This window comes from Psychrobacter lutiphocae DSM 21542 (assembly GCF_000382145.1).
In the GTDB taxonomy this organism is placed as follows: domain Bacteria; phylum Pseudomonadota; class Gammaproteobacteria; order Pseudomonadales; family Moraxellaceae; genus Psychrobacter; species Psychrobacter lutiphocae.
Genome location: NZ_KB907640.1, coordinates 52,066 through 65,367 on the forward strand (window position 1 = coordinate 52,066; position 13,302 = coordinate 65,367).

Below are 13,302 nucleotides of genomic sequence, written 5' to 3' on the forward strand. Positions count from 1 at the left end.
GTCTATTAATACAGCATGGATCAGCAGTTGAGTCACTTACTTTATAGGTGTTTTGATGGTTAGTTTGATTTAGTGCTATTTGATGATTAGATTATAGGTAATGAGCAAGTAGTTGGCCGACTTATCATATATGTTGAAAAAGTTTGCGATTACTGTTGAATAGAATGGGTTTAATACAAACCAGCCGCTTTAAAATGGGCAATTCTAATAAGTTTTTAATTTAATTGATTTAAAGGCTTGACAACAGTAAATATTATACATATAATAGTCAGCCTAGATTGATGCGGGGTGGAGCAGTCTGGTAGCTCGTCGGGCTCATAACCCGAAGGTCGTTGGTTCAAATCCAGCCCCCGCTACCACTTTTTTATTGCAATCTTATATTTTTTATTTAGCCCACCAATTTGTTTGTGGGTTTTTTTGTATCTGTTATTTTTAAAATAGCTTACAAACGGTGATTATGAGGGTAATTTTAAGACGGTTACCCGAATTGTTTATCAGGTATTTATTACTTGATAACCCTCACTGGTTGGGATAACAGATACTTCTTTTTATGGACTAAAAACAAGTCATGAAGTTATCGAATAAAGTCGCTCAGTTAACTGATATTGTTGCACCCGCTGTGGCTGCTTGTGATGTGGCTCTGTGGGGTGTTGAGTTTTTGCCACAGGGAAGACGCTCATTATTACGTATTTATATCGAGTCATTACCAGTAGATAAAGCAGCGAACAAGCGTGTCACTATTGAAGACTGTGCGGCAGTGACTCATCAAGTCAGTGGTGTTATAGAAGTGCATGATCCTATTGCGGGAGAGTATGTGTTAGAAGTGTCTTCTCCTGGTTTGGATCGCCCTTTTTTTGCTCCTGAGCAAATGGCAGAGTATATCGGTCAGACGATCAACCTACGCTTAATTCAGGCCGTGGGTGAAGGTGGTTCAAAGCGCCGCAAGGTGACAGGCAAGCTTGAGCAATTAACAGATAAACAGCTGTCTGTCGTAACCCCAGATGGTGAGCAGTACGATATTGCGCTAGATAATATTGATAAAGCTAATTTGGTGTATCAAAATATTTAGTTGAAACAAATAAGCTTAAATTAGCTTAAGCTAAATACAATTAAGCTAAATACAATAAGTTTGAGTTAATAAGCATTAGCGTCAAGGTATACAAACGGAAGCATCATCGCTTTTAGGCCTAAGATAACAATAAATTTTAATATTTTTTTTGCTACTTTAATGAATAAGTAGGCGAGGATAGGTGTGTAATGAGTCGAGAAATTTTAACGGTAGTCGAAACCGTCAGTAATGAAAAAGGCCTAAATCCAGAAGATATCTTTGAAGCTATCGAAGAGGCTTTGGTCGTTTCTACCAAGAAAAAAGTTTATACTGATCAACCAGAAGTTGCTGTACGTGTAGAGATTGACCGTAATACAGGCGACTATGATACATATCGCTATTGGACGGTCGTTGCTGATGAAGATCACGAAATGCCAGCTTGTCAGCTAGCAATCAGTGATTTAGATCCTAACGAGTGGTCGATTGGTGATATCAAAGAAGAACAGATTGAATCGATTGATTTTGGTCGTATTGCAGCAACCCAAGCTAAGCAAGTTATTATCCAAAAAATTCGTGAAGCAGAACGTGCATTAACTGCCGACGCCTTTGAGCCACGAGTTGGTGAGATGATGTATGGCGAAGTTAAAAAACAAACCCGTGATGGTTATATTATTGATTTAGGTGATAACGCAGAAGGCTATTTGTCACGTGATCAAATGTTGCCTCGGGAACAATTGCGTGTAAAATCAAGAGTGAATGCTATTTTATATCATGTAAATCGTGATAATCGTGGTGCTCAACTGTTATTGTCACGTACCAGCCCTGATATGCTGGTTGCGCTGATGAATAAAGAAGTGCCAGAAATTAATGAGCAAATTATTGAAATTCGTGATGTTGCCCGCCAACCTGGCGTTCGTGCTAAAATATCAGTGAAAACCAATGATCATCGAATAGATCCTGTTGGTGCCTGTATTGGTATGCGTGGTACGCGTATTCAAGCAGTGCAATCTGAGCTTGATGGTGAGCGAATAGATGTGATTGTCTGGTCAGATGATCCTGCTCAGTACATCATTAGTGCCTTGGAACCTGCCGATGTTAATAGTATCATTCTAGATGAAGATGCCAAAACAGCGGACATCATCTTTACCGCAAATGATCAGTTGGCACGTGCTATTGGTGCGCAAGGACAAAATGTGCGTTTGGCTTCTGAGCTAACCGGTTACAAATTAAATATGATGCTAGAGGCTGAATACCTTGAGCGTCAACAAAATGAAACAAAAGCCTATCTTGAGCTGTTCTACAATCGCTTAGAAGTGGATGAAGATTTAGCACAAGCCCTTGTTGATGTAGGCTTTACCAGTATTGAAGAAGTGGCTTATGTGCCAGTCGATACCTTCTACGACATTGAAGGTCTTGATGACGAAGCGATTGAAATGATTCAAGAGCGAGCAAAAGAAGTAGTCATTGCTGATGAACTGGTGAAACAGCAAAACATGAAAGAGCCAAGCGAAGCGTTGCTGACAATGGACGGCATGACGACCGATTTGGCGTACAAGCTGGCTCAACGTGACATTATCACGTTAGATGATTTAGCCGAGCAAGCAGTGTTTGATTTAGAAGACATTGATGGTCTTGATGAAAAAACTGCTGGCGAACTCATCATGAAAGCACGTGAATCTTGGTTTAATGAAGAATAATAAATAGGTGACTATAAATGGCAGATAAGACCGTCAAAGAATTAGCAGACATGGTAAGCAAGACAGTCAGTGCAGTACAAAAGCAGCTGACTGATGCTGGGCTGCCTGCTCGTGGCGAGGATGACCTGGTCACCGAGCTTGAGCAAGAACAGTTAGTAGCATACTTAAAGCAAGCGCATGGACAAAAAGAGAAGCGTCGTATTAGCTTAAAATCTAAAACGACCAGTACCGCTCGTGTGACTGGCTCATCGGGCAAGTCAAAGAGTGTCAATGTCGAAGTGCGTAAGAAAAAAGTATTTGAAAAGCCAGACCCAACCAAACTGGCTGAAGAAATTGCCGCTCGCGAAAAAGCAGCTTTAGAAGCGAAAAAACGCGCAGAAGAAGAAGCTAAAAAACGCGAGCAAGCAAAAAAAGAAGCAGAAGAACGTCAAGCAGCAACTTTGGCGGCGATGCGTGCTAACTTAGGAGGTGGCTCATCCTCAGGTGATAATAAAGAGGAAGTATCCACGGTTGTTGTCAAAAAAGGCAACAAAGCCGCAGCAGTAGTAAAAGAAGCGCCGAAGAAAAAAGCAGCGCCAACCAAACCAAAAGTAGAAACAGAAGCGGAGCGTAAAGCTCGTGAAGCCCGTGAAGCTGAAGAAGAACGCTTGCGTCAAATTGAAGCGGAAACCCGCCGTAAACAAGCGGAAGAAGCTCAGAAGAAAACGCTTGAGCAAATGCGCAAAATGGCTGGCAAATATGTTGATAAAGAGCCAGTCGCTGAAGTGCGCAAAGATGAGCCATTAGCCGAAGGTTTGGTGGGTGAGGCACTAGAAGAGTCTTTTGAAAAAGAGCGCCGTGAAATTAAACGTGGATCTTCAAGCACGGCCACACGTGGTCGTCGTCGCAAAGGCCAAGAAGAGCGTGAAATTCGTAACCGCAAGCATGGTCTAAAGTCAACACAGGCCTCTCAGCATAAGTTTGAAAAGCCAGTTGAGAAAATTGTGCATGATGTTGAAATCCCTGAGCACATCGTTGTTTCAGATTTAGCACAGCGTATGGCAGTAAAAGCCCGTGAAGTGACTAAACTGCTGATGAAGATGGGTGAAATTGTTGGTGCCGACCAAGAGATTGATCAAACAACAGCCAGCTTGATTGTAGAAGAGATGGGTCATAACCCAATCCCTATCAGTGATACTAAAGTTGAAGATGATCTACATGAAGCGGTAGAAGAACGTAGTAGCAATGTGCAAGCACGTCCGCCAGTAGTGACTATTATGGGACACGTTGATCATGGTAAAACTTCATTACTTGATAAGATTCGTGAGACCAAAGTAGCAACTGGTGAGGCTGGTGGTATTACGCAGCATATTGGTGCTTATCACGTCAAAACTGACCGTGGTGTCATTACCTTCTTAGACACCCCAGGTCACGCGGCATTTACGGCAATGCGTTCACGTGGTGCTCAAGCTACGGATATTGTAATTCTAGTTGTGGCTGCTGATGATGGCATGATGCCACAAACGGAAGAAGCGATCGATCACGCTCGTGCTTCAGGCACACCTATCATTGTTGCTATCAACAAGATGGATAAGAGCACAGCAGATCCTGAACGTGTGTTAAATGAGCTTACTACCAAAGAAGTCGTCACAGAAGCTTGGGGCGGTGATGTGCCAATGGCGAAGATTTCTGCGAAGACGGGTGAAGGTATTGATGAGCTATTAGAATTAATTAACCTACAAGCTGAGCTGATGGAGCTTGATGCACCAACTGAGGGAGCAGCACAAGGTGTCGTTATCGAATCACGATTAGAAAAAGGTCGGGGTGCAGTAACGAGTCTTCTGGTTAAAAAAGGCACCTTAAACCAAGGTGACTTAGTTCTAGCTGGTGAATATTACGGCAAAGTTCGTGCCATGACCGATGAGACTGGTCAGCGTGTCAAGTCAGCAGGTCCTTCAATACCAGTAGAAATTTTAGGATTGCCAGATACTCCAGCAGCAGGTAGCGAGTTCTTAGTGGTTTCGGATGAGAAAAAAGCCCGTGAAGTTGCTGAGTTCCGCGCCAACCGTGAGCGTGAGCAACAGCTTGAGCGTCAGAACAAGATGCGGTTAGAGTCTATGTTTGAACAGATGGGTCAAGATGATATGTCCTACTTAAACATCATCTTAAAAACCGATGTTCGTGGTACGCTAGAAGCCTTACTTGCTGCACTTAATGAGCTATCAACTGATGAAGTGAAAGTGAAAGTCATCAGCTCAGGGGTTGGTCCGATTGCAGAATCTGATGTGACCCTTGCTGAATCAAGCGAAGCGGTACTATTAGGCTTTAACGTCCGTGCTGACAATGCCGCCAAGCGTAAAGCTGATGAAGCTGGTATCGACATCCGTTATTACAGCGTTATCTATGGTTTAATCGATGATGTGAAAGCGGCAATGAGTGGTATGTTGTCACCTGAGCATCGTGAGAAAATCTTAGGTGTCGCTGAGGTACGTGACGTCTTCCGCTCAAGTAAGTTCGGTGCTGCTGCTGGTTGTATGGTGATTGAAGGCACAATTTATCGTAACAAATCAATTCGAGTATTGCGTGATGATAAAGTGATCTTTACTGGACAATTACAATCATTGCGTCGTTACAAAGATGACGTGAACGAAGTACGTTCTGGCATGGAGTGTGGTTTGGCCGTTCGTGGCTACGACGTTGAAGTGGGCGATAAGATTGAAGTCTTTGAAATTCAAGAAATTCAACGCACCATCTAAGCGCTAGATATTACGTTGTAAAAGACCTATCAGGTCATCCTGTTAGGTCTTTTTTAATTTAACAACTTTGTAACCCTAGCCTATTTATTTTATAGTTGTAGTCAGATAAATGAGTTACAAGGCAACCGAGTGCAAGTACTACTGAAGTAGGCTAAACGAGGTTAACGCTGTAACTCTTTTATATGGCTGTGACTATATATCGCTCTTAGCTTAATATCGAAGTGTGAGCGAAGAGAGCTTAAAAAAGGATATAACTATGAACCAACGTCTACAACGTCTGGGCGACCAAATCCAACGTGAGCTTGCGGTATTAATCCGTGACGCCATTAATGACCCACGCTTGACTGGCTTTGTTACCATCTCTAGTGTGAAGGTCAGCTCTGACTTAGGATATGCTGATATCTACGTCACCATCATGGAGCCTGAGCTCAACGATGCGATGGACAAATACAGCCATGAGCCAAGTCTGCAAGTGCTCAATAATGCCGCTGGATTTTTACGTACTGAACTTAGCCATAGTCTAAAAACACGCACCACGCCACGTCTTAGATTTCATTATGATGAAGTCACTGCCCGAGGCAATTATATGATGGACTTAATTAACAAAGCGGTTAGTAAAACTGAGCAAACTTCGGCGGATAGTGAGGTAGAAGATGGCAGTCAAGACAATCAAGACAATCAAGACAATCAAGATCGTTAATTGTGCAACGTTAATGGCTAATGTTTAACTGTTCCACGCTTTAATCATTTTAGATAAGAGTAGATAGCTGTGACCAAAGATCAAAGTAAGTCCAATAACCGCAAAGTTAGAGTATCCGGTGTGCTACTCATTGATAAGCCCCAAGGGTTAACCTCGCAACAAGTGGTCTCTAAGGTCAAATATCTACTCAAGTCGCCACAGCACGATAGCAAAAAAGCCGGTCACACTGGCACCCTTGATCCGATGGCGACTGGCTTATTACCTGTTTGCTTGGGTGAGGCGACCAAGTTTAGCCATTATCAGCTCGATGCGGACAAATCCTATCAGGCGACTATCAAACTAGGTCAACAAACTGACACAGGGGATGCTGAAGGGCAAATTATCGCCGAAAAGGCCATTCCAAACCTAACTGCCCAGCAGTTGGCGCAAGTCACTGAGCAATTTTTAGGCGATATTCTACAAACTCCGCCCATGTATTCTGCGCTCAAAAAAGACGGCAAAAAGCTATACGAATATGCCCGCCAAGGCATAGAAATCGAGCGTCCCGCCCGTCCCATCACCATCAAATCCCTAAGCCTAGAGCAGACACAGGTTGCAGACGAGCTGACCCTAACCGTCACCTGCTCCAAGGGCACTTATGTTCGCGTACTTGGCGAAGATATTGCGCAGGCACTTGGCACTTTTGGGCACTTAACCGCTTTACGTCGGACGCAAGTGGGGCACTTTGATATTAGCGATGCTATCACTTTAGACGCTTTTGAAGCCATGAGCCACGAGACACGACTGGCGCAGCTGCTTGCCATTGATGCCTGTATTGATGGTGTGCCTGCGCTCACCGTCTCTGACAGTCAGTGCCAGCGCCTACACATGGGACAACGGCTGAATGTCAAAACCCAGCTTAGCACCGAGCTTGACCGCTACCTTCAAAACGCACTTAATGACAGTCAGCCTAACCAAAAAGACGCCAAAGCTGACATACAACAGGCAGTGGATATTCGGTTATTAAGCGAAGATGGTCAGTTTTTGGGATTAGGCAGGCTTGAGGTCAACGGTCGTCTGCAACCAAAAAAAATGATTCAGCGAAAGCTTTAGCCTCAACTTCAGCCTTAACTTTAAGCCTCACGGTCAAACTTGTAGGAGCCAATCTTGCCATCCGCTCATATCTTGGCTAGCACAGGGGCAGCCGCTACCAGCTAGCGCCATTCCTGCGCCACGAGACTGTCCCTAGCCAAGCGCCTGCAACCCTGTGCTTCACCAAGGATACCCGCTACTGTCAAGGCTAAATCGCATCCCGCATTCAACATTCAAAACCTTTGCAGGACAAGGAGAGTAGGCTGGTATGGAGGTAACGACACCCTACGATCACGCTTGCAGTTCGAACCTTTTTTTGCATTGAATGTGGCTTTTGTGCAATTGATAAAAAAATAGCTCACTTAGTTTGGGTTTTTTTGTTATAATACTAGGCTTACTTGGTCATTTTTTTAGGTCATCTCTAGTAATGCAGGGATGTCCCCAATAAAATCGACCTTATTTATCGCAAGCATTGCAGGAGATAGTTATGCTAACTAAAACAGATCGTGAACAAATCGTAGCCCAATATCAGCGCGCCCCTGGCGACACTGGCTCACCTGAAGTACAGGTTGCGTTATTGACCGCCCGTATCAATGACCTACAAGGTCACTTCAAAACGCATAAAGCTGATCATCACAGCCGTCGTGGCTTGATCCGTATGGTTAACCAGCGTCGTAAGTTGCTAGATTACTTAAAAAGAAAAGATTTAGATCGTTATATTTCACTTATCAGTGAATTGGGTCTGCGTCGTTAATTTGTCAGCTCAATTTGGGTTGATGGGTTAAGCTAAGTGATGGCTGATATGCCGAACGACAGCTCATGCCTACACAATAAAAAAACGGTGTGAATATTTCACACCGTTTTTTGTATCAGTTGTCTTTGTCCACCTTCCCCTTTTTGTCAAAGTTATGCTTGTTTTATAGTAGAGCAGTTGTTAACACTGTGCTTATAAGTGAGCAAATGTGGTCAAAAGGCGTCAGTCACTGACTTTTATTAGTCAAGTATTGGTCAAGTGTTACAAATCCCTGTAAAATAAGAACCAATCCTTGTGTAGACGACAGGCTTCTAACGTTTAAGGTGTTTTGCAAAAGCAGTTAAACGTTAGAGGCTGATACTCGGTCTCAAAGGATGTGCTCACTCATTTATATTTTAGATATATAAAAATAGGAAAAATTAATGTCAATGTTCAATACCATTTCTCGTGAATTCCAATACGGCAACGAACAAGTTGTTATCGAAACAGGCCGTATCGCTCGCCAAGCAAACTCAGTACTTGTACATATGGGCGGTGTGTCTGTGTTGGTCGCTGCGGTTGTGAAAAACGAAGCCAAAGAAGGTCAAAACTTCTTTCCATTAACCGTTAACTATCAAGAAAAAATGTACGCAGCAGGCAAAATTCCTGGTGCGTATGGCAAGCGTGAAGGCCGTCCAACAGAGTTTGAAACGCTAACCTCACGTTTGATTGACCGTCCAATTCGTCCATTATTCCCTGAAGGCTATGTGAACGAAATTCAAATCACTGCAACTGTAGTTTCAAGTGACAAGAAGCACTATGCAGACATCGCTGCTATGATCGGTGCCTCTGCTGCCTTATCTATCTCTAGTGCGCCATTTAATGGTCCTATCGGTGCAGCTCGTGTTGGCTTTATTGATGGTGAATATGTCTTAAACCCATCACTTGAAGAGCTAGAAAAAAGTGACTTGGATCTAGTAGTTGCAGGTACTAAATCAGCGGTATTAATGGTTGAGTCAGAAGCTGCTGAGCTGTCAGAAGATCAGATGTTAGGCGCTGTATTATACGGTCATGAGCAGCAGCAAATTGTTATCGACAATATCGCTGAGCTGGCCAAAGCGGTTGGTACTGAAAAGCAAGAATTTGTAGCGCCAGAGCTTGATGCAGATCTAAAAGAAAAAGTCACTGCACAATTTGCAGAAAAAATTGCTAGCGCTTATGAAATAGGTGACAAACAAGATCGCTATGAAGCCCTTGATGCGATAAAAGCTGAAGCTATCGAAGCATTGGCTGGCGATCCAGAAGCGGATGAGTTTAGTGCCAATGAAGCAGCCATCAAAGAAATCTTAGAAGATCTTAAGTATCGCACTGTACGTGACAATATTCTATCTGGTAAGCCACGTATTGACGGCCGTGACCTAGATACGGTTCGTGCGCTTGATATCCAAGTGGGCGTATTGCCTTATACTCATGGTTCAGCACTGTTCACTCGTGGTGAAACTCAGGCATTAGTCACCACCACACTAGGTAACACCCGTGACGTTAACTTGATTGACTCATTAGCTGGTACCATCCATGATCATTTCATGTTGCATTACAACTTCCCACACTTCTCAGTAGGTGAAACGGGTCGTGAAGGTGTGCCTAAGCGCCGTGAAATCGGTCATGGCCGTCTAGCACGCCGCGGTGTACAAGCCATGCTGCCTGATAGCGATCGCTTCCCATATGTGATCCGTGTGGTATCAGAAATCACTGAATCAAACGGCTCATCGTCTATGGCATCAGTTTGTGGTGCAAGCTTGGCATTGATGGACGCAGGTGTCCCAATAAAAGCGCCAGTAGCTGGTATCGCTATGGGTCTGGTGAAAGAAGGCGATCGTTTTGCGGTCTTATCAGACATCTTAGGTGATGAAGATCATTTAGGTGACATGGACTTTAAAGTAGCTGGTTCAAAAGACGGTATCACAGCATTACAGATGGATATCAAAATTGAAGGTATCACCCCAGATATCATGGAAAAAGCGCTAGAGCAAGCTCATGCCGGCCGTATCCATATCCTAAACGCAATGAACGAAGTATTGCCAGCCAGCCGTACTGAAATCAACGCACACGCGCCAAACTATGCGGTAATGGAAATCAACTCGGACAAAATCCGTGATGTTATCGGTAAAGGCGGCGCAACCATTCGTCAATTAACTGAAGACACTGGCGCAGTTATCGACATTGATGACAACGGTACAATCCGTATCTTTGGTGAGAACAAAGCAGCGACTAAAGAAGCTATCCGCCAGATTGAAGCATTAACTGCTGAGGTTGAAGTGGGTAAAGTATACAAAGGTACGGTCGCCCGTGTGGTTGACTTTGGTGCATTCATCACTGTCCTACCAGGTACTGACGGCTTAGTACATATATCACAGATCGCTGATGAGCGTGTAGAAAGCGTGTCTGACTATCTAAAAGAAGGTCAGGAAATCAACGTATTGGTACAAGACGTGGACAACCGTGGTCGCATTAAGTTAACCATGAAAGGTGTTGAGCAAGACGCTTAATTCTTTATGACCTTATTAAATCGATTTAATTAAAAATGCTCCCAATTGGGAGCATTCTTCATTTTAGATACCATTGATTGGAGCTATTAGGTTTACGATTTTAAAGTATCAATTTATATTCAGGGAGATCAAACAATTTCGGTATGTAGGATATTTTTTGGGTTAATACCATACTATTTTAAGCGATCTTTAAATCGAAACATGTTATTTTATAAGTAAGTTTAAAATATGAGCTCTATGTCTTGCTTGTGACTTAGGGTTTGCAGTTATCAAAATACTAATTCTCATCGAGAAAACCAATGACCTCTTTATCTCTTCTATTAGGCTCTGATCAATCTCACATTACCCTACAATCTTTTACGGATAAGTCAGCAAAAAGCCTTATCCCCCTACCAGCATCGCTAATATTCCCATTTGAAAACTATTGTTTTATCGACGCCAACTGGCTTTCAGCAAAGCTGTCTCAAGCAAGGCAAAATCGTGCTACAAATGCTTTTAATCATGATAATAAACCGCATACTGATGACAGCTATAACGAAAGAGGTCTTAACAATAAAGCGCTAAAAAGTAGTAATTTAAATAATGTAGATTTGAATGATGATGAATGTAACGATGATGATTTTTATGACGATATATATGAAATTGGGTTGCTAGATAAGTGAGATGCAGAATTTCTACAAACTAATAGTGTGGTCAATATAAATGCAAAGCAAGCTTTATCGTTCATTAACAGTTGGTTAGCAAACATCTTAGCTTATCAACCCTCAAAAAGTCAGTTAGGTGAACAATGGTATTTAAATTTACACACCTACATTCTTTCACTTGATGATAATGCCGAATTTGAATTAGATTTCGGTAGTATTTTTGCTGAGGGTCAAGTCTTTGAGCAGATCATGGAAAATCGCTTTGCCAACGAAGATTTTTGGGTAGGTTTAAGACAAACTACTGAAGTTATTACTGGACAAGCTATGGTTCCAGATAATTGGCTACAGTGGTTTGATGATATGCAGACCCAGCTAACAATGTTAAAAACGCTTAATACACAGTTGCAGAATACACCCTCTTATGAGCAACTTAAACAAGCCCAGTTGATGAGTAAGCTTAGAGGGTACGTTATACAAGGTGATTGGTCGCAGTTCATCTCTCACATGCATACTCAAGAGCATATGCATATTAGGTTAATGACAAGTTGTTACATTGTAGCAAGTGATGTAATAAATACCATTGAACAACTAGATAGAATGCGATTGAAACGGAATCAAATTTGGCTAGAGTATAACGATGAGCTTTATAGCCCCATTTATTACCGTAAAGCTTTTGCTGACTTTACTAGCTGGATCAGTCAGCTTTTTGCAGACGAAGCGTATGACAAAGCTTTTAAAATGGCAGATGTGGTTTTTGATAAGTTTCCATTAGGGGTAGATGACTCAAAACTAAATAAAAACCAGTATGCTAATCTATACTTAGACTTAAGTTATTATTACGTCGAACAACATTTACCGCGCAAAACGTTTGACATGCTGTATCCCATTATTGAAAAAATTGATACAGATGAGAGCTGGAAAAAAGTAAGCTCAGACACACGAGCAAGGCTCATTGCAAACTTTGAAGCCTCTCAAGTGCATATGCGAGATAATGGTGAAACGTTACCCGATAACATCACCCTATTTAGTAAATTAAGCAAAGCGGATGAAGACTGGATTGACGAAAAAGACGAGATCTATGAAAAAAAGATAAGTGAGCGTAAACCGCAAGAAGCTCTAGATATAGTACATGAAGTACAGCAATTACTAGATAAGAAACAAGTCTCAAAAAAAGGTTATAGGCATTTATATTGGCAAATTGAAGAGGCGCGTGCTTTACGTAACCTTGGACATTATGCCGATGCCATTACCGTTTTATTAGAAGTAATACGGATTGGTGAAAAGACAGAGCACACACATAGTAAACAGCAAGTTCCAAGAGCGAAGTTAGCCTTAGCACTTTGTTATAAAAGACAAAAGCACAATGATGAAGCTCAAGCAATATATGAAGCTATGATACGGGATCAATATTGCTCAGAAGATAATACTATTATGTGTGGTGTGTATACAAACCTTGCGAATATACTCGCTGATAAAGGGCAATTTAGGGAAGCGTGTGAACATTATTTGCAGTCAGAAAGCTATGGTATTAATTCAGGGTTAATTGATTTTGCCTGTGAAAGAGCGTGGTTTGCATTTGAAGAAGCTAAAAAAGCCAATGATGGGCCTAAACAAATAGAAATACTGCAAAAAATTATTGATGATTATGCCATGACAGCCGATGAGAAAGTTCAAAAAATCGTGGCAGATGCGCGCAAGACTTTGAGCTTGGTCGAAAATAAAAGTGACGACAACACTAAGGGTAAAAAACGCAGTAGGTTTTGGAAAAAATTATTTATAAAATAAAGTCGATAACCTCAAAACAATAACCAATAAATCAGCTAAATGAATGAATCCATCAAGATGAAAATAATACCAATTCTAAGAAATAATATATAATAAATTATTATTTACTATTACGACGCCAGTATGCCAAAAATAACGCCTAGAAATCATAAGTTAAGCGATCACGACTTTCTGAAGCTATCAAAAGTTGAATCTAAACCAAGAGCACGGGTCAAACTGCTTATATTACATCAACTCAGTCAAAACAAATCCTTAGAAGGCATAGGTAAAGACTTTGGCTATCATCCTCAAAGCATAGGTATCATCAGAAAGCACTACTGGCTATATGGTCTTAAAAGCA

At 42.0% G+C, this 13,302-nt stretch carries 10 protein-coding genes and 1 tRNA gene; all 11 read left to right on the forward strand.

What is annotated here, in order from left to right:
• Window positions 1-282 precede the first annotated feature (282 nt).
• Window positions 283-359 (forward strand) — tRNA-Met (locus tag H140_RS0108360).
• Window positions 360-568: 209 nt separating this feature from the next.
• Entirely contained in the window at window positions 569-1,069 is a 501-nt protein-coding gene (gene rimP, locus H140_RS0108365; protein WP_019673207.1) for a ribosome maturation factor RimP, read from the forward strand.
• A gap of 188 nt (window positions 1,070-1,257) precedes the next feature.
• Complete coding sequence (gene nusA, locus H140_RS0108370; RefSeq protein ID WP_019673208.1) at window positions 1,258-2,745, forward strand: transcription termination factor NusA; 1,488 nt, start codon at window positions 1,258-1,260, stop codon at window positions 2,743-2,745.
• Window positions 2,746-2,762: 17 nt separating this feature from the next.
• Window positions 2,763-5,480, forward strand: coding sequence for a translation initiation factor IF-2 (gene infB / locus H140_RS0108375; RefSeq protein ID WP_019673209.1), 2,718 nt, complete (start codon window positions 2,763-2,765; stop codon window positions 5,478-5,480).
• A gap of 256 nt (window positions 5,481-5,736) precedes the next feature.
• Window positions 5,737-6,180, forward strand: a complete 444-nt coding sequence (locus H140_RS0108380; protein WP_019673210.1) for a ribosome-binding factor A — start codon at window positions 5,737-5,739, stop codon at window positions 6,178-6,180.
• A gap of 63 nt (window positions 6,181-6,243) precedes the next feature.
• Complete coding sequence (gene truB / locus H140_RS0108385; protein WP_051086880.1) at window positions 6,244-7,272, forward strand: tRNA pseudouridine(55) synthase TruB; 1,029 nt, start codon at window positions 6,244-6,246, stop codon at window positions 7,270-7,272.
• Between the two features lie 466 nt (window positions 7,273-7,738).
• Complete coding sequence (gene rpsO / locus H140_RS0108390; RefSeq protein ID WP_019673212.1) at window positions 7,739-8,005, forward strand: 30S ribosomal protein S15; 267 nt, start codon at window positions 7,739-7,741, stop codon at window positions 8,003-8,005.
• A 422-nt stretch (window positions 8,006-8,427) separates the two neighbouring features.
• Complete coding sequence (pnp, locus tag H140_RS0108395) at window positions 8,428-10,533, forward strand: polyribonucleotide nucleotidyltransferase (RefSeq protein WP_019673213.1); 2,106 nt, start codon at window positions 8,428-8,430, stop codon at window positions 10,531-10,533.
• 299 nt (window positions 10,534-10,832) lie between these two features.
• Complete coding sequence (locus tag H140_RS0108400) at window positions 10,833-11,195, forward strand: hypothetical protein (protein ID WP_019673214.1); 363 nt, start codon at window positions 10,833-10,835, stop codon at window positions 11,193-11,195.
• 27 nt (window positions 11,196-11,222) lie between these two features.
• Window positions 11,223-12,962 carry a tetratricopeptide repeat protein gene (locus tag H140_RS0108405; protein ID WP_019673215.1) on the forward strand — a complete coding sequence of 580 codons (1,740 nt, stop codon included), beginning with the start codon at window positions 11,223-11,225 and terminating at the stop codon, window positions 12,960-12,962.
• 123 nt (window positions 12,963-13,085) lie between these two features.
• A partial coding sequence (locus H140_RS15880; RefSeq protein WP_026348957.1) for a hypothetical protein occupies window positions 13,086-13,302 on the forward strand: 217 nt, incomplete at its 3' end.

Coding starts and splice junctions, on each gene's coding strand:
- rimP (WP_019673207.1), top strand. CDS start 569: ATGAAGTTATCGAATAAAGTCGCTCAGTTAACTGATATTGTTGCACCC.
- nusA (WP_019673208.1), top strand. CDS start 1,258: ATGAGTCGAGAAATTTTAACGGTAGTCGAAACCGTCAGTAATGAAAAA.
- infB (WP_019673209.1), top strand. CDS start 2,763: ATGGCAGATAAGACCGTCAAAGAATTAGCAGACATGGTAAGCAAGACA.
- H140_RS0108380 (WP_019673210.1), top strand. CDS start 5,737: ATGAACCAACGTCTACAACGTCTGGGCGACCAAATCCAACGTGAGCTT.
- rpsO (WP_019673212.1), top strand. CDS start 7,739: ATGCTAACTAAAACAGATCGTGAACAAATCGTAGCCCAATATCAGCGC.
- pnp (WP_019673213.1), top strand. CDS start 8,428: ATGTCAATGTTCAATACCATTTCTCGTGAATTCCAATACGGCAACGAA.
- H140_RS0108400 (WP_019673214.1), top strand. CDS start 10,833: ATGACCTCTTTATCTCTTCTATTAGGCTCTGATCAATCTCACATTACC.